General features: G+C 59.7%; 19 protein-coding genes. 5 read left to right on the top strand and 14 right to left on the bottom strand.

Annotation, left to right across the window (positions count from 1 at the left end; all coding sequences use genetic code 11):
- Position 1 precedes the first annotated feature (1 nt).
- The 4 genes from MU553_RS20895 to MU553_RS20880 form a co-directional block, all read right to left on the bottom strand.
- Positions 2-346, bottom strand: coding sequence for a helix-turn-helix domain-containing protein (locus MU553_RS20895; RefSeq protein WP_247381304.1), 345 nt, complete (start codon positions 344-346; stop codon positions 2-4).
- A 98-nt stretch (positions 347-444) separates the two neighbouring features.
- The gene (locus MU553_RS20890; RefSeq protein WP_247381303.1) at positions 445-1,677 is read right to left on the bottom strand and encodes a hypothetical protein; all 1,233 of its coding nucleotides are present in this window, start codon (positions 1,675-1,677) and stop codon (positions 445-447) included.
- 412 nt (positions 1,678-2,089) lie between these two features.
- Positions 2,090-2,290 (bottom strand): hypothetical protein, encoded by a 201-nt coding sequence (locus MU553_RS20885; protein ID WP_247381302.1) that lies wholly within the window; start codon positions 2,288-2,290, stop codon positions 2,090-2,092.
- A gap of 151 nt (positions 2,291-2,441) precedes the next feature.
- Complete coding sequence (locus MU553_RS20880) at positions 2,442-3,152, bottom strand: hypothetical protein (protein WP_247381301.1); 711 nt, start codon at positions 3,150-3,152, stop codon at positions 2,442-2,444.
- A 339-nt stretch (positions 3,153-3,491) separates the two neighbouring features.
- On the opposite strand from MU553_RS20880, the gene MU553_RS20875 reads away from it, so the two are divergent.
- Positions 3,492-4,622 carry a hypothetical protein gene (locus tag MU553_RS20875; protein ID WP_247381300.1) on the top strand — a complete coding sequence of 377 codons (1,131 nt, stop codon included), beginning with the start codon at positions 3,492-3,494 and terminating at the stop codon, positions 4,620-4,622.
- Positions 4,623-4,980: 358 nt separating this feature from the next.
- Here MU553_RS20875 and MU553_RS20870 read toward each other — a convergent pair whose 3' ends face one another.
- Positions 4,981-5,430, bottom strand: coding sequence for a YccF domain-containing protein (locus MU553_RS20870; protein WP_247381298.1), 450 nt, complete (start codon positions 5,428-5,430; stop codon positions 4,981-4,983).
- Positions 5,431-6,087: 657 nt separating this feature from the next.
- Here MU553_RS20870 and MU553_RS20865 point away from each other — a divergent pair.
- Entirely contained in the window at positions 6,088-6,297 is a 210-nt protein-coding gene (locus MU553_RS20865) for a hypothetical protein (protein ID WP_247381296.1), read from the top strand.
- 200 nt (positions 6,298-6,497) lie between these two features.
- Here MU553_RS20865 and MU553_RS20860 read toward each other — a convergent pair whose 3' ends face one another.
- Both MU553_RS20860 and MU553_RS20855 read right to left on the bottom strand, forming a co-directional pair.
- Complete coding sequence (locus MU553_RS20860; RefSeq protein ID WP_247381295.1) at positions 6,498-6,683, bottom strand: hypothetical protein; 186 nt, start codon at positions 6,681-6,683, stop codon at positions 6,498-6,500.
- Positions 6,684-7,181: 498 nt separating this feature from the next.
- Positions 7,182-7,346 (bottom strand): hypothetical protein, encoded by a 165-nt coding sequence (locus MU553_RS20855; protein WP_247381293.1) that lies wholly within the window; start codon positions 7,344-7,346, stop codon positions 7,182-7,184.
- Between the two features lie 445 nt (positions 7,347-7,791).
- Between MU553_RS20855 and MU553_RS20850 the strand changes: the two genes are divergently transcribed.
- Positions 7,792-9,708 (top strand): methyl-accepting chemotaxis protein, encoded by a 1,917-nt coding sequence (locus tag MU553_RS20850; protein ID WP_247381291.1) that lies wholly within the window; start codon positions 7,792-7,794, stop codon positions 9,706-9,708.
- A 220-nt stretch (positions 9,709-9,928) separates the two neighbouring features.
- Here MU553_RS20850 and MU553_RS20845 read toward each other — a convergent pair whose 3' ends face one another.
- The 3 genes from MU553_RS20845 to MU553_RS20835 all read right to left on the bottom strand — a co-directional run bounded on the left by MU553_RS20845 (position 9,929) and on the right by MU553_RS20835 (position 11,740).
- Complete coding sequence (locus MU553_RS20845) at positions 9,929-10,258, bottom strand: type II toxin-antitoxin system PemK/MazF family toxin (protein ID WP_247381289.1); 330 nt, start codon at positions 10,256-10,258, stop codon at positions 9,929-9,931.
- Between the two features lie 5 nt (positions 10,259-10,263).
- Positions 10,264-10,620, bottom strand: coding sequence for a MarR family transcriptional regulator (locus MU553_RS20840; protein ID WP_247381288.1), 357 nt, complete (start codon positions 10,618-10,620; stop codon positions 10,264-10,266).
- 217 nt (positions 10,621-10,837) lie between these two features.
- Positions 10,838-11,740, bottom strand: a complete 903-nt coding sequence (locus tag MU553_RS20835) for a hypothetical protein (RefSeq protein WP_247381286.1) — start codon at positions 11,738-11,740, stop codon at positions 10,838-10,840.
- A gap of 427 nt (positions 11,741-12,167) precedes the next feature.
- Between MU553_RS20835 and MU553_RS20830 the strand changes: the two genes are divergently transcribed.
- On the top strand, positions 12,168-13,175 hold the full coding sequence (locus MU553_RS20830; protein ID WP_247381284.1) for a hypothetical protein: 1,008 nt from the start codon (positions 12,168-12,170) through the stop codon (positions 13,173-13,175).
- An 80-nt stretch (positions 13,176-13,255) separates the two neighbouring features.
- On the opposite strand, the gene MU553_RS20825 is transcribed toward MU553_RS20830, so the two are convergent.
- Positions 13,256-14,161 (bottom strand): hypothetical protein, encoded by a 906-nt coding sequence (locus tag MU553_RS20825; RefSeq protein ID WP_247381282.1) that lies wholly within the window; start codon positions 14,159-14,161, stop codon positions 13,256-13,258.
- A 185-nt stretch (positions 14,162-14,346) separates the two neighbouring features.
- Between MU553_RS20825 and MU553_RS20820 the strand changes: the two genes are divergently transcribed.
- Complete coding sequence (locus MU553_RS20820) at positions 14,347-15,159, top strand: enoyl-CoA hydratase/isomerase family protein (RefSeq protein WP_247381280.1); 813 nt, start codon at positions 14,347-14,349, stop codon at positions 15,157-15,159.
- Positions 15,160-15,340: 181 nt separating this feature from the next.
- Here MU553_RS20820 and MU553_RS20815 read toward each other — a convergent pair whose 3' ends face one another.
- The 3 genes from MU553_RS20815 to MU553_RS20805 all read right to left on the bottom strand — a co-directional run bounded on the left by MU553_RS20815 (position 15,341) and on the right by MU553_RS20805 (position 18,023).
- Complete coding sequence (locus MU553_RS20815; RefSeq protein ID WP_247381278.1) at positions 15,341-15,661, bottom strand: hypothetical protein; 321 nt, start codon at positions 15,659-15,661, stop codon at positions 15,341-15,343.
- Positions 15,662-16,114: 453 nt separating this feature from the next.
- Entirely contained in the window at positions 16,115-17,362 is a 1,248-nt protein-coding gene (locus MU553_RS20810; protein ID WP_247381276.1) for an RNA-guided endonuclease InsQ/TnpB family protein, read from the bottom strand.
- Between the two features lie 193 nt (positions 17,363-17,555).
- Positions 17,556-18,023 carry a DUF5518 domain-containing protein gene (locus MU553_RS20805; protein WP_247381275.1) on the bottom strand — a complete coding sequence of 156 codons (468 nt, stop codon included), beginning with the start codon at positions 18,021-18,023 and terminating at the stop codon, positions 17,556-17,558.
- Between the last annotated feature and the right edge of the window lie 547 nt (positions 18,024-18,570).

Below are 18,570 nucleotides of genomic sequence, written 5' to 3'. Positions count from 1 at the left end.
CTTAGAAGTCCTCCCAGAGGCGTGTGAGGCGGTCGGCGATGTCGTCACCGTGGCGATCCACCTCGAACTCGAATTCGCCGCCAGCCAGCTGGATCGACAGTTCCGCCAGCGTCGCCACGTACACCGTATCGTGGTGGCCGTCCGCCCGCGGTCGGGTCCGCTCGGTGAGCAATCCGACGTCGGTCAGCCGCTCGACGCGGCGATACACCGTCGCCTGCGAGACGTCAGCCTGCTCGCTCAGTTCCTTCGCGCTCAGCGCTTCGACGTTTGTGGCCGTGAGGATGGTCCGGACAGTGGCATCATCGAGGAGGGAGATCACCGTCTCAAGCGGTACCTCATCGGACACGTCCGACGGATCGGATGGTGGTGTCATAACTATCGGTGTCCTGGACGCTCGTCCGGCGGTTGGACTGCCGGTGGAGTCGACGGGGGCGGTCGTGGTTCTCATGGCAATTCGTATTCGTAGAGTAGCAATGCCGGTTGCTCGTGAGAAGGCTCATACAGCACGCGGACGGTTGCGCCGGCCTCGAACTGAGCTGTGGTCACTGTCAGCAACTCGCCTGGGTCAAGCCGCTCTCCAACGCCTGGACCCGTCTCGATCGGGTCGACACCGTGGTCCTGAATCGTGAGCGTGTCGAGGGGAATCGAGTCGCCGGCTTCGTGAGTGATCGTGAGGCGCTGGGCGTCAGCACTGTATTTCGCGCTCCAGGTGACGGACGGTGTCAGCGCACCGGGACTGTAGTCCTCCCGAAATTCCTCGATCGGAGCGGTCATCGCGATGGTGGCTGTCCGCCCCGAGACGTCGACATCCACGGCGGTGGCATTGACCGCCTGGCCGTGTTGTTTGAGCGCTGTCTTGACCTCCCCAACAGTGACGTCGTACTCCGATGGGAACAGCCACGTTTCGACGTAGTACGCCCCGGACTCGTCGTGGTCGAACGCCATCCCCAGCCCCTCGATGTCTGCCTTGACGTTCTCGTAGCGTCGGAACGTCCCTCGAATCTCGCCCGGCCAGAGCCATGCCCACCGGCGGACGCCCGTGTGCGCCGCTACCGTCGCAAAGTCGGAGTTCTGGGCGTCGTACCGCGGGACGTCACCACGTCGGGCGGCCAGGACCGTGGTCAGGTTCTCCCGGGCTGGGCTGCCGGTCCCGAACACGACTGCATCGCTGCTGACGCCAACTGCGCGCTCAGTGTCCGGTCGCGTGTAGATCTCGTAGTTCCCGTCAGTCCCGACCGGTTCGTAGCTCGTCTGTGCGAGCGTCTCGTGGACGTCTAGCGTTGGGATGTCACCGAGCAACACCGCTGCTACGTCTGTTCCGAGAGCGAGATCGACGTCGTCGATCCCCACACCGACAAAGTCAGTGCTGGAGACCAAATGGTGGCGTTGATAGTTGTTTCTCGTCCAGTCTGGGGCAGCATCCGGCGGCGGTGCGTACACCTGGACGTCGTAGCCATCGTCGACGTCGGCCGCTGGGGGAAAGGTCTCGGCGGCAGGAAGCCATTTCTGGTAGGTTGCCTCCCCGGCGGTTGGGACTGTTACGCTACCGTACTTGATCTCTGGCCCCAGCGGTGGCAGACTGCCACAGCCGCTGAGGGCAGTGAGCCCGGTTGCCAACGCCCCGCCACAGGCTTGGAGGACTGCGCGTCGCGAGGACCGTTCGTCGTCTGGTGACATCCATCCGGTACGTCTCAACCGGCGATAATAAACAGCGGTCCCGTTCCGCCCACGCCTGCAGAGTGTAGAAACGTATAAATAAGTGGTCTGGCGGAACCCGGCGCACTCCGGCGGACTTCGACGAGTGCAGCCATCAAGGGGCGTCCACTGGGTTTCCGCTGCCGGTGCGGTGGCGCCTGATCGGGAGGGCCGCTGTCGCGACCACGCAGGCGCGCCCTGGACATGTCCACTCAGACCGCCAGGCCAGCCCATTGGCCATCGGGCGACTGTACTTCGAAGAGTAACGCTGGGTGACACGTGGGGGTGGTCACCGGCGCTGCTCTGTTCGGTGCCTCCATTTCCCAGCTAATCTGTCACGCGATCTTTCGGCCGGCAACTGTCTCGCTGGCTTCGGCACGGGCCACGACGATTTCTACTCGGTGTGCGAGCGGAGTCGCTCTGTGATCCAGGGGACGACGAACAGCGCCAGTGGCATGGCGATGACGAACGCGCCGGCCCACTTCATTCCGACCATCAGCAGTTCCATCGCTGGACTCTGCCAGGGCGCGTCCGCGCCGAACCCGAACGTCGTGAACAGCTGGATGACGACCTGGAGCGCGTGTATGACGCCCACAGTCTGTCCCTCCAGGGTTCGCATCCCCCACAGGTAGACCAGCGTGCACACTGGCACAGAGCAATTATGAGCACCAGAGAGGTGAGGGTGCGCCGGCGTCGTCGATTCATACCGGCTTATCTGCCCGGCATCAGATAACAGTCAGGTTCTTCTACAGGTTTGCAGGGCGAGTGTCTCGGGGTCGTTCGAGACTCTCCGATCTCGTGATGCCGTGACACAGAGCGTCTCTCATCACTTGCCCTCGAGGCGGGTCATCACTGCCGCTGTCTCCGCAGTTTGCGACGTCCGGGACTCCCCACTGCAGCGGGCCACGTTTGTACCAGGCTGGCTGAAACCGTGCGTTGATGACAGTCACAGCCCACTCGAGGGCATCGTCGAGCCAGCGGTGCAGCCACAGCCCTGTAGCCAGCGCCGGATAGCCGATGACCATTGGCAGTATACCAAGGGAGCCAGTACAGTTCCACCCGGTCGTTTTCACCGCGTGGATGGCGGGGGACCCGATATTCGGCGAGGAATACCCCTGGGAGTACCACATCCAGCCGAATTCGAGCGTGGGGACGGTGGGCTCGGCCATGCTGGCATCGCCTGTTTCGCACACGCCGGTCATCGACACTGTCGCAAACACAAGGAGCACGAAGCCACCGACCGTGAAGCCCGCTACATAATCGCCCCAAACACCCTGGTGTGCGCGCCAGAGGACGACCGCAGCGGCTCCCATCATGAGTCCGACGAACCACAACGGCGGGTACGCGAGCGGATGTGTCTCCTCCGCTGGCTGCGTGACGAGCAAGTACAGAGACGCATACAGCACCGCGAACTGGCCGGCAACGAGAACGGTGACCAGCCCCGTGATTGCCGTCACTCGTAAGAGCACTGGTGACCGGCCAGGGTCTTGTCTCGTGAGGAACATGTAGCGGCGGCACAGGCCCAGGAGCAAACAAACACCGTGGCTCGGGCGAGTCACAGGCCGTGGCGTTCCCGGTAGGTTACTACGCATGTGTCTTGAGCAACGGCGTCTGCAACCTGTGCTCTCCCCGCACTAGTCAGTGGGCGACAGGGTGCAGCAGTTTGCGCACTGCATCGCTGGTCACGCCGGGAGTCACTGCAGATCTTCGCTCGACTGTCTGGTGAATTCACGAAATTGATATTTAAGGTTCGCTATGTTTATTTCGCTGACTTTCCTACGATGTCACACTACCACATGGGAGAGGAATCCACCCCCTCTGTTTCTGAACAGCATCCCAGCGTTCAGGACGCACCATCGCTCCACACCAATCCGGAACTGCCCGAACGCGAGTTTGATGCCGACTTGTGGTTGGACCGGATCGCCCGGGCTCTTGGGTTCGGGTGGCTATCGGATCGGCTCCCTGGCGGGCTGCCACCGTCGTATCTCTACGCCATCGTGTTGATCACCACGATCGAACCGATCGGGAACTCCTATGCGTACGTCGCTGGCGACACAGTCGCATATCTGAAAAACCCGTTTCTCTTCTTGCAGCCGATCGCGTTGCTCATGGCCGTCTATGGGGCGCGCGCGTTACGCCGTCGCTACCACCACGTGATGCAGCAGATGGAGATCGAACAGCGCGCGAGCGAGCCTGCCAAACTGCTCGACATCGTGCCGGGATGGCTCCCGTGGCTGTTTTTCGTGGCGTCCCTCGTCCTGAACTTCACCCGTGTCCTGGCGCTTGGGGGTCCCGGGGTGATTTACGAACAGTATGGCTTGCCGGTCGTCATCGGGTACATGGTCGTCAACCCGATTTGGGCGACGATTTTCGCGCAATTCCTCGCAGTGTATCTCTCGATCGAACTCCTCGCCCCGTGGAGGCTCTGGCACTCAGACGTCGGCGTTCATTTTCTGGATCCGGAAAACCTCGGTGGGCTCCGTCCGTTCGGCGAGCTCATCAAGCATACCTACTACTACATGGTCGCTGGATTGACGCTGTTCGCACTCATCGCGTATGGGCCGGTGATCGTGCTGTCCGAGATGAGTCGCACCGCGACGACGAACGTCATGTTCACCGCCGTCTGGCTGGGGACGGTTCTCACCGTCGCCTTTGCCGTGTTCACACTCCACCGGTTCATGCGTCGCGAGAAACGGGACGAGCTGTGGCGCCTCGAGCGGCTCCGACAGGAGTATATCCAGAACCCGTGGGACATCAAATCGTTCAGCATCGCCGACGGGAAGCAGGAGACGGTCGACGAGATCGAGCAGCGGATGGAGCGGGTGAGCGCCACCAGGGAGTATCCGGCGACGTTTAGCATCTGGTCACAACTCTTGCTCAGTATCGTCCTTCCCAAGGCGTTCCAACTCCTGTTGGCGAGCATCTGAGTTTGCAGATGTGCCACTGCTGCCACCACTCGTGTTCCATACAGGGAGTCGTATTCGTGGGCCGCTCCTGTAACCATCGACCTCGTCGTTAATCGCGGCTACGCTGATCGTGTCGGTGCCCTCCGGCAGAAGGCGGCCTCGACCAAGAAGAGCGACGACGAGCCCGCCTTCCGATTCCTGCAGATCCTCGAACACCTGCGAGACGAGTAACTGGGTTCGGCTGTCTCGTCCTGATGAACCCGATGATGACTCCTGTGTTAGCTGGCGGTGGGGCTGTCAGGTGGTGAGGGTGATTCACGAACCCAGAAAGCCCCCGGACTCCTTCCCGCGACTCGGTGCGTTCCGCAGGGGTTGCGGTTCAGTTCTCTAGTTTGTAGAGGGACACGACGAACGGTAATCGGTCAAGCATCCAGAGCGAGAGCGGCAGCCCGATCACCGTCAGTGAGATGAGCCACGATATACCCATCCAGACGCCACTAAACCACCACCCCACGAGCAAGAAGTACACTGCCCGAAGCAGGAGGTTATGCTGCGCAGGGCCAGTAACTTCGACAGTCGTCTGCTCGCCCGTCTGGGTGATCACCTGCGTCGTCTCCTGTTTTTTCAGCGTGAGAACGAAGGGCACTTTGTTGATCAGTTTGATCCCCAGTGGAATCCCCACGACAGTCACGTTCAGAATCCAAGCGACCGCGAGCACAATACCAGACGCCCACCATCCGACGAGCAGCCACCAGAGGAACCGAACCACGAGCGAATGTTGATTCGCCTGCTGCACGACTGTCGTCGTTGTCTCATCACTCTCAGTCATACGAATAAGACGTGTTAGTGTGGTAACAAAGGACTTCGCACTACTTTTTAGCCACTCCGTCTCGCAAGCGAGAGCAGTAGTCCTGAATTCTCCGTTCACTACGTTCGATGTCTGGTGCATTTAGTTACGGCTTTCCCACCGAGCCAGGCCGCTCGTGAGCACTCGGTGAAGCGCCCACGGACGCCGCTCCCGCGACTCGGTGCGCTCAGTGTCGATCTGGATGAGTCTGCCAGCGCGATCTCGGGACAGTCATCCCGATTCGGGCGGTATCGGAAGTCGATCGAACGCGGCCAAGAACTAGTATCAGGGTCGCTGTTCGGTTGCGCTGACTGGCGACAGTTACGCCTTCCCCGCGGACGAGCCGGTGTAGGCCCATCTCTGGCTTCTTTTTTGGCGTTGAGGAGGTGCTGTGTGTTCAGTGGTGGATCAGTCGAGTAGCGGAGTGTGTATCTGGCGTGCGTCGTTGTTTCAGATCCCGCCCGGAGCGATGGAGCGGTCGGGCACCGGTGTTCGCCGCCACCCAGCGGCCCACCTCCTCGCCCTCCGCTCCTGCCCTCACGACGTTCGGGCAGCAGCCACACCCTTCCGAGCTTCCCCTGGTCCAGTGCCTTTCGGACAACGACAGACACTTCGTCCCGATTCCCCTACGGTCGGGCCATGCCTGAGTACCCGATCGTTGTCCGGACGCTCGGTGGTCAGAACCGCCTTGGCGTAGAGGAAGCCGATGCCCTGGAAGCAGACGTCAGTCGCGTCGTCACCGAAGGGTACGAGCAGATCGATGTCGAGCAGCGGGACGACGGTGAGCAAGTCGGCACTGTCGTCGCTTCCGCTGATAACGCCTCGATCGAGGAGATTCACTGGACGTAGTGGTGCCGATCTAGAACTCCCCCTCTAGTAGTCGCGTGTCTGGCGGGCCAACAGAGTGGGCTAATTCCAGTTGCCGGCTCTCAGTGTGAGATACTGATCTACTGGCAGATCTGGCGTCCCGCATACAGAAGGTGTATGCAGCTTGAAATGCTGATTGCTACCGCTCAATCAATGCTGAACTCACTGTTCACGAAGCCGGATTAGCTCTCAGAGGTTAAGAACAGGACGACGAGTGCTAAACCGATCGATGCCGCCGACAGTGGTTCCCAGTTTCCAGTCTTTCCCACGTGGTAAGTGGCGGCACAGACCGCGAAAATTCCCAGAAGAGACACAGCTAACTCCACTTTCTCGTCGACGATGAGTTTCGGTATTGAATCAGTACTCATGGCCTGAATGATTGGAGAATTAATTTTTAACCGTTATGCTATCTCGGCGACGTGTGTCCGGCTATTCCCTGTATTGAGCATCACTGCTGGTCGCTGATTCTGCGCTGTGCATTCGGCACAGGTTCGAGTATGTGTCTAGAGCCTTCAAGATCTGCTGGCTCTGAACCGCCCGAATTCCCCTGCCTCAACCTGGAAGATCGAGTCGTTCGATGATCGAACAAGGCCCTGCAACGCCCATACTTCACGGGGTGTAACCGCCCGATTGCGGCGGGATGGTCTGCCGATCGAACGCAGCGCCGGTGCGGTCGATAATCGAACGAGAGAGGGCTGCCACTGGGAGTCGCATACAGCCGGACTGGTGACAATTCGGAAAATCAATCGCCGATCGACAGGCAGCCCCGCTTACACGGCACGGATTTCTCGGTAACGCGTGGAATAGAACGCTGGCCACGGAACTCTTGAATCGATCAGTACAGATGAGGAACCTAACGGACGTAGTTAGTCCTGCTTTGCTTCGAGTTCTTCGACCCGCTGTTTCAGTTCTTCCAATTCCTCTTCCGTGTTTCCTTCAGTATCACGGTTAATGAAGGCGATTACGCCGAGGAATACAGGAACAGTGACTATTACGAACAGGAGGAGGAGAAACCAAACTTCAGGGCTCATACGCGCAATGTCGACTGATACTCAATCAACATTTCTGTTCAGTTCGCAGGTACAGTGAGCAGCGGCGGTTCGATTACCATTCGTCATGTCGATGATAAATACCAGCCACCCGCCCTGCTGCCTCTCGGGTCAGTCGCGCGGCGCTCGGACCGGTTCCACGGCCCTCGCGGGCGTCGAGACCGCGCGCTTGCAACGACTGGCCGGGGGTAACAATGCACTCGATGCCATGCCGAACTGGAACGAAGAGTGCCGAGACCTCGTCTCGATGTGGGGCGTTTGTCCCGTCCTGCAGGGTATGGCTTCCGGTGTCGAAACGACTTCGGACCAGGGCCGTGACATACTGACGTTCAGTTCGGGCCCGAAGCCGAGGGCAAGAGCGGCTTTTGACCGGTGTGAGACATGAGTCGGTCCGAACGCTTTTCCACGGAGCATAGGTCGGATTGATATGGACAACGCCGTCGATGATTCTCGTTCTAGCCGTTCTCTCGTGCGTCAGTGGAACAGCAAGCTCCACGAATTCATCAGATACATTCCAGACGGGGACTCGATTCCGGACGAGACCTGGAAGGGGCGTCACCGGAACATCCTCATTCTCCTCGTCGCCCACATGCCGTTTCTCTTTCTTCTTGGGATCTACGATGGAACTGAGTCGCTGATTACGGGGGCGACGATCCCTGAATTCCCCCTGGCCATCGTCTTCATTGCGATGACCGGTCTCCTCTGTTTCGCGATCGTGGGGAGCTGGACGCGCGTGGGACGACGGGAACGGACCGGGTTTGCGACGTTGGGGTTGTTGACTGCCTCCGCGACCCTGGTCTACTTCTCGGGGGGCTACATCGAAGCGCACTTCCACTTTTTCGTGATGATGGCTGTGGTTGCGGTCTACGAGGACTGGCTGCCGTTCCTCCTCGGCATCGGGTACGTTGCATTCCAGCACGGGTACTACGGCATGACGAGTCCGGAGCTGGTGTACAACCACGCCGCTGCCATCAATAACCCGTGGGCCTGGGCGAGTATCCACGCGACGTTCATCCTGGCGCTCGCGGTGGCCTTGATGACGCAGTGGTATTCGACCGAGCGGTCCCGGGAAGAAGCTCGGAAACAGCTTCAGGAGGCCAAAGAGAAAACCGACCAGGTCGAGAGTCTCGAAGCCAAGCAGGCGGAGATCGAGCAGGCGAAAGCCCAGGCCCAACAGGCACAGGCAGCAGCGGAAGCCAAACAGAAGGAGGTTGCGCAGTTGAACGAGCATCTCGAAACCAAAGCCGAAGCCTACAGCGCCATGATGGCACGGGCGGCCGACGGTGACCTCGCCGTCCGGTTGGATCCGCAGAGTGAGAGTGACGCAATGACCGAGATCGCCGAGTCGTTCAACGAGATGCTCGAGGAGACGGAATCGGCCATGCGAGACATTCAGGCGTTCGGCCAGGACGTCGCAGCCACGAGCGAGGAGGTCAACGCCGGGACCGAGGAGGTCACGCAGGCCAGCGAGGCAGTGAGCGATGCGATCCAGGAGATTTCGAGCGGCACGGCCGAGCAACGGGAAATGCTCGACGAGTTATCCACAGAGATGAACGACATGTCAGCAACGGTCGAAGAAGTGGCCGCCTCTGCCGAGACGGTCGCCAGCAACTCCCAGGAAACGGCGGCTGTTGCCGAGACTGGTGAGCAAACGGCACAGAAAGCAATCACGGATGCGCGAGAAGTCCGGGATGCGATCGACGTGACGGTCGACAACGTCGAAGCGCTCGATGAGCAGATGGCTGAAATCGGTGAGATCGTCGAACTCATCGGTGACATCGCCGAACAGACCAACATCTTAGCCCTGAACGCCAATATCGAAGCTGCCCGTGCCGGGAACGACGGGGGTGCGGGCGACGGTGAGGGATTCGCCGTCGTCGCAGACGAGGTCAAGCAGTTGGCCGACGAAACTCACGCCTCAGCCAGCGAGATTGAGCAGCTCATCTCGGACGTCCAGGCCCAGACGGACCGGACTGTCGAGGAAGTGAAGACAGCCCAACAGCACGTGGAGGAGTCGGTTAGTGCCGTCCAGGAAGTCGTCGATGCCTTCACACAGGTGGCGGAGAACGCCGAGGAAACCGACCGCGGTGTCCAGGAGATCAGCAACGCAACCGACGCCCAGGCCGCCAGTACCGAAGAAGCCGTGTCGATGGTGGAGGAAGTCGCCGAGATCAGCCAGACGACCACCGACGAAGTCGAGCGTGTGTCTGCGACCGCTGCAGAGCAGGCCTCGACCATGACACAGGTAAGTTCGAATGTCACTTCACTGGCCGAGCAAGCTGAGAACCTCCAGTCACTGCTGTCCACGTTCGAAGTCGCCGATGGGCAGGTAACACGCGAATAGCGACGGCAACGTGTTGCTCGTCGGCGAACGGGCGGGACGAGTTGTTGACGATGAGCCACGGCCGCTGGGCGTCCGGCCCGAGTTTGAACGGGTCAGTGCTTCGGACGACATCCCCGGGCTCGACGTCATCGATACTCAGAGGTACATCTCGCAATTGGTGTGCTGACGTAATCAGTGTACTGTCGTTCTCTCTCCTGAGTCGTTCGATGGAGGTGAGAACCTAGAGCACCTTCGTCAGGTCGTTTATACTGTCCGCGACCGCACCCATCGTCTGCTCGTCGACTTGGGCGACACGCTTCGCGATCTCTTGATCGGGGAAGCCGTGTAGAGACCACGGACTCACGTAGCTGGGATAGGTCTTCAGTTTACCCTCTGTGAGCGAGTCTTCAGTGAGTTTGACTGCCTGTGCCCGTTCCGTCGACGTGATAACCGCGACAGTGTACCGGTCGCCGAAGAACGGTCGGTTCCGATTCGAGACGATGAGGTAGGGGTGAATGCCACTCTTGAACGTCGCTGGTGCGAGCACGACACTGCCCTGTGCGTACGCCATCGGCGCTATGCGTTTTCCCCGAGATCAGGAGCATCCTCGGCCCACTCATCGTCCTCGCCGTACGCATCATCGCCGTATTCGGCCTCGATCTGCTGGAGGCTCACCACGTTCGCGATCCGTGAGGCAGCCACGTCGTCGGCAACTGCCCAGTAGGAGTCGACCTTGCGGACGAGTCCTTTGTCCTGCAGCCGTGAGAGGGTCTTGTGGACGCTCGAATGTGGGACGTCTGTGAGGTCTGCTAACTCCTTTGGACTGAACCCCATATCAGGGTGGTCGAGGAGGACCGAGAGGAGTTCGTGTTCGTTGGTCCCGGGTTTGACTGCCGGACCCTCGTCACCAGTGTCGTTCAGGTTGATCGGCATCGATGTCTGTCTATGTCAGTGTATGTCTGCGAACGTCATAAATATTGGTTCGCTGCCCCTCCTTCTCCCACTTTGGTGTAGGAGCAGACACGCGAGGTGTGCTGACGACGAGCAGGCAGACGGTGTTGAACCTGCTACGTACATCGTGCTTAGTCAGCACGCGAGATTCTTCGTCAGAACCATCAACGGATTGTCGGTAAGTAGAACTGTTCGATTCTCAGGACAGGTGAACGAAATACCAGGACCCGTCATACCGAGCAAGTAAGCTGTGTCTGTTGTTCTCATCCGTGAGTTGTTCACGGAGAGTACTGAACGCGTCCGAATCCGTTCCACACTCAGTGTACGTCCCTTCGATTGCTTGCGTGACGATGTCTCGCTGTTCGTTCGTGAGCTGGCCGAGGTCGGTACCGCGTTCCCTGCAGAGATACCTGAAGAACTCCTCCGGTGATTCAGCTACAAGTGTCGTGGAGACGGTCGTGCTCGTGATCTCGACTGTTCGTTGCTCATCGAAGACCAATCGTAGCAAGACATCATTCCACTCGAGATAGTGGCTCTCAGTCTCCGGGACGAACAGCGACCGGTGTCGCACCCCCGCATTTTCGTACGCGAACACGACCGAGAACGAATAGTGCGGTGCGTGAAGGAGATGTGGATTGCCGACAGCGCTGCGGAGCGATTCCCGATCGTGAGCCGGCAGATCAGCAAATGAGTGGCTGCCGTTGGTGTTCGGGAGTGATGGTTCATCGACACCGATCTCGACCGAATATTCGTACCCCACTGTCTCCGTCGCGTTGAAATCGGTCGTTTCGACGTGATAGTAGTCCCCAGACTCCGTGACGACGTACTCTTGTGGCGGGTGGAGAGCGTAATAGCTCCGGGACGTAGAGTCACCAGTCTCTGTCGCGAGTGCGCGAGTCAAGACCATCCGTGCGGCGTACGGTACCGATTCGATATCGGTACTGAACTCATTCGAGACGTGGGGCACAGTTACCTTTTGTAAGGAAAAGTGAGTGCCGTCGGGACACGAGTCCGATTGCCCGTCACGGCCTGGCACGCCGAGACACCCAGCAGTCGGGAGACCCGTTACCCCAATCGCTGCAAGAACCGATCGGCGTTTCATACGAGCCCCTACCGAACACACTCATAAGTTCCTGCTGTACGCTCAAACACCCACTTGAGTCAACTGCCACCGACACGGGCCGTAGTTGCCAAAGACTCTGGTCTCTGCTCCTCGGAAAGGATGCGTTTTGTTGGACCCATCCTCTGTTTGCTGCAGACACGTTCGAACTAACTGCTGTTATCGTGCGCTATCAGATCCCCTGCTTTACCTGCTGTTGCAGGGTATGGCATGCAGGGTGTGCTGATAGAACGTTTGGTATCGATACTGCGCAAGCCACCGCCAGGACGCGACTTGGTCGCTGCTCTCTCGACACATATCATGATAACACCCAATTCTCCACGGGAGACATATCGAATATCTAAACACCCTGGACATCCCACTGCCGCCTACGTGCATGTCCACTGCTGAGCGGACGGATGGAGTCTGGGTGACTCGCCTCATACGAGTGATCGTCGAGCGAAGTCCCTTCCGTGCGCTCCCAACGATCCTGCTCACCGTTGGATTGGTTCCGTTCCTGTTGACTGGGCTGTTTCTGGCGCTCGTTGGACCCGATGTTCGACCCATCTTCCTTGGGAGTCAACTCCTCGCAGCGACGTTACCGGCCGTTGGGGCGGTCCTCATCTGGCGATACGACACCGTCGTCTTTCCGACGTTCATCGAGCGCATCACGGAGGTCACGCCGTACGACGACAACCGTGAAATCCAGCGAATCGCTGGCCACTACGGCGCGTTCTTCGCAAATGTGCGAGCAACGACCGCCATCTGGACCGGCTTGGTACTGGTGGCGGTCATCGTCAACGATGCGTACTTCCGGTCGCTCGGGGTCACCGGGTACACCGACCCGTCCTACTTCGTCTACGGGCTCTTCGCCGCGTGGGCTGGTGCGATTACCGCTGTCGGCATTCGGATGGCGCTCACGACGATCCTCTGTATTCGCGAGATCGGCGACCTGGACTTCACCATCGATCCGTTACATCCGGATGGACTCGGTGGACTCAGCAACATCGGCTACTTCGCAATCCGGACGACGTCGATCCTCTCGATCGGCGCGCTGGGATTGCCCCTCGCGTTCGACGTCGTCCGCGTCAGCGGCGGGAGCGGTGTCATCTACGCGCTCGTGGGATTCTACATACTGTTGCTCGTCGGCTCGTTTGCCTTCCCGACCGTGTACATCAACCGCCGCGCGAACGAGATCAAACAGGAGTCGTTGGACGACAAACGCGAACAGATCCACGAGCTCCGCACTCGCCTGCTCGCGAGCGACGACCCGGAGGAAATCGAACCTCTCCAGATGAAACTCGCCGAACTTCGCAAGCAGTACGAGACGTATGACGCCGTGAACCTCTATCCCATGTCGCTGTCGATCGCCTCGCGCCTCGCCTCGTCAGTGTTGCTCCCCCTGTTCTTCTTGGTCATTGAGACGTACGTGCTCTGAACCCTATCGTGCGTTACACGTGGCTGAGCGCGTCATAGAACGCTTCCATTGGGATTCAGAGGCGATCTGTCCAGGTAACGTCAGTTCCGGAGGAACAGTTTCATGTCGCCGACGAAGTGCCACAGGATGTAGACGACGGTGGCTGCGACGACCGCGAGTAGTGGGAGGTAGACCTGAAACCACACGCCCACGGCCGCAAGGAGCACGGAGGCGGCGATAGTTCCCTTCGTTGCCACTTGTTTGCCGAGCCAACTTCGATGGCCGTCGAAGCCCTGATCCGAAAGCAGGAGTGGGACGTCCTCGGACCCGCGAACGGTGTACTCACCCTCGTCGACGTGTCCTTCCCCATACACACTGATCGTCTCTCCGTGAACCAGTGGTTTCGCTTCCAGGAGGTATCGGTCGAGCGCGACGCCGTCGTTGTGTCGCTCTACGGTCCCCTCGAATCGACTCAGCGGGAGATGGACTGTGTGCTTCCTGAGAAAGAGGGACCATGAATCCCACAGGTCGACAGAGAGTTGTGAGCGCTTCGTGATGCCCCCGACAGTCAGGGCAGCAAGCGGCTCGCTCTCGGACGCGCTGCGGAGGTGCTCCGGGTTGATGGCGATGGTTCGATCACCTGTCTCGACGCCGAGCTGTCCCCATTCGATGCCAGATGCGAACGTGTGATAGTGTTGTGTCTGCCACCCCCCATCTTCCGCTGTGAGACCCTGGTTGGTATTGTCCGGAAATCGAGCCCGCCAGACGTACGCCCCAACCGGTGAATCGATGGTGTCGACGGGTGGATCGCCCAGTTCGATCGGTTCGTCGACGACCAGGTCGCCCTCGATCGCGATTGGGTCGCCATCGACACCCTGCGGCGGCCGCTCGGCGTCGATCGATGAGAGCAAGCGAAATACCTGGATGGCCGTCAGTGTTCGGTAGCCAGACGCGAGCGCAACCACCCCGAGAACGCTCGACAGAACGACGACGAATGCCGAAGCCATCTAGCCTGGAGGATGTGGTGACACTCCCAAAAAGCCTCACGAAACCGCTGTCTTCGTGCCGCTGTGGCGGCCTTCCTACCGTGCACTATCACGAGAGGGGCTGCTCACAGATCGGCTCGCGCTCCGGTCGTACGGTGGGCGTGACGCCACAGGTGCTTATCATCCCGGGTGCCGAGTCTCCCCATATGACATCGGACGCACCCGCTCCCGAGACCCGAGAGACCGTCGAGACAGGCCGGTCTGGCCACGTTGGCCGGATCACCCTCTCGCGACCCGACGCGATGAATACCTTCAGTACGCAACTCGCGCAGGAACTCGACGACGCGCTCCACGAACTCGACGCCGACCCGGAGGTCCGGGCCATCGTCGTCGACGGTGCGGGTGACGCCTTCTCCGCGGGCATCGACATCTCCGAGCACGACGACCACGAGTCGAAGGACGCCTACCAGGAGTGGGTCGCGCGAATGGAAGAGCCGTTCCACACCGTCGTTGAGATGCGCACACCAGTCGTCGCCGCGGTGCACGGCCACGCGGCCGCCAACGGTCTCGGCCTCGTCGCAGCCTGTGACCTGGCTGTCGCCGCCGACGGCACCAAGTTCGGGGCCACAGCGCCGAAGGTAGGCCTGTTCTGCATGGGGCCAGCCGTCCCGGTGATGACGTCGCTCACCCGCAAGCGGTACAACGAGATGCTCCTGACGGGCGAACTCATCGACGCCGAGACGGCCCTCGACTGGGGGCTGATCAACCGGGTCGTGCCCGAGGGTGAGCACGTCGAGGGTGCCATGGAACTCGCCGAACCCATGATCGAGAAGAGCCCGGTTGGCATCCAGATGGGCAAACAGGCCGTCACCGAGATGGCCGGCCTCGAGTATCACGAGGCCATCGACTACTCGAACGAGCGGTTCGCCGAGCTGTGTACGACTGACAACGCTCGCGACGGTATCCAGGCGTTCCTGGAGGGCGACCCGCTCGGTGCCGAGGAGTGGCCCGACGAGTAAGTCCGCGACGAACAGAAGGACTGCGGTGACGAGTCGCAGCAGCACGGCGTCCCAACGGAAGCCGCGCCCGTTCGCATCGCTATCGATGTTCTGTGCAGTGTGTCCATATCGTGAAGTTACCTCCTGACCGATACGGATGGTGTATGCAGCAGGTCGTGAGCGCAGTTCCCCTGCCCGACGATCACGTGTCTTCGGGTGGCTCCGATTCCTCGTCAGTGGCCGTCTCGATGTCACGATCCTCGAGTGCGTCGACCGATTCAGGAAGCCGGCGTTCCACCAGCCACAAGGTCAGCCGATAGATGCCGTAGGCAAGCCCGACGAACAAGACCAAGTCGATGATGTACAGTTCGAGAAACTCGACGAGGGAGATCTCACGCAGTGTGAGATCGCCGAAGAGAATGAGGACTTCGAGCGTGATGACGAGGATCAAAACAGGCCCGAGAAGGACGAGGAGTCCGATAGCCAGTCGGCCGAGACGGTCGCGCGAGTCAGACGAGGCCATACCCTGCTAGTCACTCGCTCGGAATAAAATACTGGGCCAGGCGCGACGCCACTACCGACTTCACGATGGCGCTCCCTGCAGGATCGGTGCGGTGTCTGTCGTACACCGGTCTCGTTCCTTGCAGACACGTTCCGCTGAATCGGCTGCGCAGTGTGGTGCCCACTTTTTACGTCGTCGGGTGTCCTCGCTTCGCTGCGGGCACCACTCCTCGTAAAACCTGGACGAAAACCCCCGGACGACTCACTCACTTCGTTCGCTCGCGTCCGGTGAACCACCTCGCTCGCGGTGCTCGCTCGGTGGATGCTTCCGTGCTTACTGCACAGCCTGTACTGTACGGCACGGCCTGGTTGTCGGCGTCCCAAGAACGCGTCGCGTTCTGGTGTCCGAACGAGGCACAGTGTTTCGCCTGCACGCCGAGAGGTGTGTAGCGCGCGACAGCGTGCGCAGCGTCAGCTACCAACGACTGAAGGTCGTTGGCTTGCCGGTGGACTCCCGTTCTACCGACACGTAGGCGTCGGACGCCACGTCAGTCGCGTTCACGGTCATCACCCCCGGCTTCAGGGCGTACTGACAGAACGCCCCTCCAGCGGGGGACTTCTGCCCTCGCTGGAGTTTGAGCGCCAATTTCCGGGCGATATTCTTTGCTGCGTTGTAGTCGGCGTTCACTGAGTACGAACAGTCAAGGCAGGCGAAACGTTGCCCGTCGCGGTTTTCTTCGAGTGTACACCCACACTTCGAGCATTGTTGGCTGGTGTAGGCCGGTTCCACATTCTCAACCGCGATGCCAGCCAGTTCCGCCTTGTTTTCTGTCTGTTGTTGGAGTTCGTTGAAGGCCCACTGTTGGAACTTTTTGTCGTCGCTGATACGCTCTCGAATCTGTTTAAGATCCTCGAAGGCGATATGCGTACAGTTGTGGCGGTGGGATTCTGCGACGATTTCGTTAGAACACTGGTGCAGATAGTCTTGACTCCAGCGTCCGAACCGATCACCGATCCGGTGGTAGGTCAAGTGGCCGCTTCGCGTGCCCGTCTGTTGTAGGCTGGCACGCCGTTTCTCGAATTCGCGGCGCTGGTGGTTCAGATAGTCAGCATTGCCGACGAACCGTCCTGTGCTGGTCACGGCGATATGGTCATCGACATTGCAGTCCACGCCAAGGACTCTCGAATCCTCGGCTTTCTCAGGACTGTTCGCGTCGATTTCGCGCTCCATCACCGCGTGCAGGTAGAACTCGTCGGTTTTACTGTCGTAGTGGACGGTACTGGTTGAGAAGGAGTAGTCCTCGTTCAGCAGGTACTCGCCGTGTGGTGTCCCCTCGGGATCGTCTGGTAAGTCGTATTTGCATTCGACTCTCCCGTTGACGGTGGCGAGACTTACTTTGTCACGGTAGTAGGTGGCTGCTCGCTTGTCGTAGACAATGCTGAACGTGTCGTAGTGGGGCTTACTAGTGTTCTCGCCATCTGCAAGCCGGTCAACACAGTTGCCGATGTCGTCGGTGGCGCGTTTGATGGCTTTCTGCACGAGGTTGGCGTGGAGGTCGTCTGTTTCATCGCGGAGGGCGTCGTAGATGGCGGCTTCAGCTTCGCTCTTGCTAGTCACGCAATTTTCGTCAGGATAGCGCCACGCCCAGTCTGCGGTTCGATTCGCACAGTACTGGAATTTGGAGTTGGTGGCGTGGAGGTCGCTCTTGCGGTCGTCAGGCACGTTGAGACGGACGCGAACCGTCCGAGTTACCTCCCCGCCATGTGTGTCACAGTAGTTTCTACTCTTTATTACTATTTTTGTGAGCGTTGGGGAGTCAGCAATGCCAATACTGGTAAATTGTGGCTCGGAGCGTACGCGCTTCCTCCACACGGCTAAAGCCGTGGGCTTCCGCGCTGTTACCACTGTGACCTTCTCATTCCTTCCTGGGGAACGGGAGACGATCGAGCGCTGTCGTTCTCGCCCAATCGCCAATGACTGCCCCGAGCAGGCCGACAAACGCACAGAGCAACACACCGAGTACGAGAGCAAGCGGTGTCGCGAGTAGTGCAACCACGGCGACCCACTGTGAGACAGACGAAATCGTGGCGAACAGGTTCAGGAGATACAACAGAACGACCGCAATTGACCCTGTGATACCGGTGAGAACACCAGCGCGACGACTCCCGGACGGCCGCTCACTGTAGAGATACCCGACAACTACCCCGGCAACGAGCAGTGGACTCCCAGTGATCCGTCCCCCAGCAATCTGTCCCTCATCGAAAACGAGTCCCCGAGACAGGAAGACAGTAAACGGGATCGAAGCGATCCCTACGAGAATCGCAACTCGGTACGACTCATCGGTGATGTCAGCTCGAAGCTCCTGCAACCGTGATGCGGCCATTGTTTGAGAGTTCCAACACAGTCCAAAAATGCTGCCGCCGAGTTTCGCGTTCAGAAACCCGTGTGCTGAATAGATGTCCTGTCCCTCGCACGCCGGTACTGATGGCAATCAAGCAGGTGGCAAAGAGGCTGCATACACAGCGCGCGTTTAGCATCCAACCCGAACGTGACTTACTCCGGTCGAACTGGTCACCGATACTGAGCAGGCACTCCTGCTTCGTGCCGAAGATCTGCGGACGGAATTAGCGGTAGCGTACAACCACTCCCGCGAGAACGGCTCCGAGCAGATAGACGACTCCAAGCGCAGCAAAAACGGAGAACGTCCACTCGTTGCATCCGTCGTACCAGACGAGAGCCCAATTGGAAACCCGAATCCCACGGACTCCGGAGCACCGTACGTCCGGCAGAGCGCCACTTCTCGGCCCCCTAATCCTGGGGTGGTAATGAAACCGAGTGCGAGGAACAGACCTCCCAGACCAGCAGATACCGTACCGACACGTCTGATGTTCACCCACGAGACGTGATCTCTATCTGTAATGTAACGTCTG

The organism is Halorientalis brevis (genome assembly GCF_023077655.1).
This window is presented reverse-complemented; position numbering and strand designations above follow the sequence as displayed.

Bases quoted from the DNA above. Each gene is read 5' to 3' on its own strand.
- MU553_RS20890 (WP_247381303.1), bottom strand. From the start codon at position 1,677: ATGTCACCAGACGACGAACGGTCCTCGCGACGCGCAGTCCTCCAAGCC.
- MU553_RS20875 (WP_247381300.1), top strand. From the start codon at position 3,492: ATGGGAGAGGAATCCACCCCCTCTGTTTCTGAACAGCATCCCAGCGTT.
- MU553_RS20870 (WP_247381298.1), bottom strand. From the start codon at position 5,430: ATGACTGAGAGTGATGAGACAACGACGACAGTCGTGCAGCAGGCGAAT.
- MU553_RS20865 (WP_247381296.1), top strand. From the start codon at position 6,088: ATGCCTGAGTACCCGATCGTTGTCCGGACGCTCGGTGGTCAGAACCGC.
- MU553_RS20860 (WP_247381295.1), bottom strand. From the start codon at position 6,683: ATGAGTACTGATTCAATACCGAAACTCATCGTCGACGAGAAAGTGGAG.
- MU553_RS20855 (WP_247381293.1), bottom strand. From the start codon at position 7,346: ATGAGCCCTGAAGTTTGGTTTCTCCTCCTCCTGTTCGTAATAGTCACT.
- MU553_RS20850 (WP_247381291.1), top strand. From the start codon at position 7,792: ATGGACAACGCCGTCGATGATTCTCGTTCTAGCCGTTCTCTCGTGCGT.
- MU553_RS20845 (WP_247381289.1), bottom strand. From the start codon at position 10,258: ATGGCGTACGCACAGGGCAGTGTCGTGCTCGCACCAGCGACGTTCAAG.
- MU553_RS20840 (WP_247381288.1), bottom strand. From the start codon at position 10,620: ATGCCGATCAACCTGAACGACACTGGTGACGAGGGTCCGGCAGTCAAA.
- MU553_RS20835 (WP_247381286.1), bottom strand. From the start codon at position 11,740: ATGAAACGCCGATCGGTTCTTGCAGCGATTGGGGTAACGGGTCTCCCG.
- MU553_RS20825 (WP_247381282.1), bottom strand. From the start codon at position 14,161: ATGGCTTCGGCATTCGTCGTCGTTCTGTCGAGCGTTCTCGGGGTGGTT.
- MU553_RS20820 (WP_247381280.1), top strand. From the start codon at position 14,347: ATGACATCGGACGCACCCGCTCCCGAGACCCGAGAGACCGTCGAGACA.
- MU553_RS20815 (WP_247381278.1), bottom strand. From the start codon at position 15,661: ATGGCCTCGTCTGACTCGCGCGACCGTCTCGGCCGACTGGCTATCGGA.
- MU553_RS20805 (WP_247381275.1), bottom strand. From the start codon at position 18,023: ATGGCCGCATCACGGTTGCAGGAGCTTCGAGCTGACATCACCGATGAG.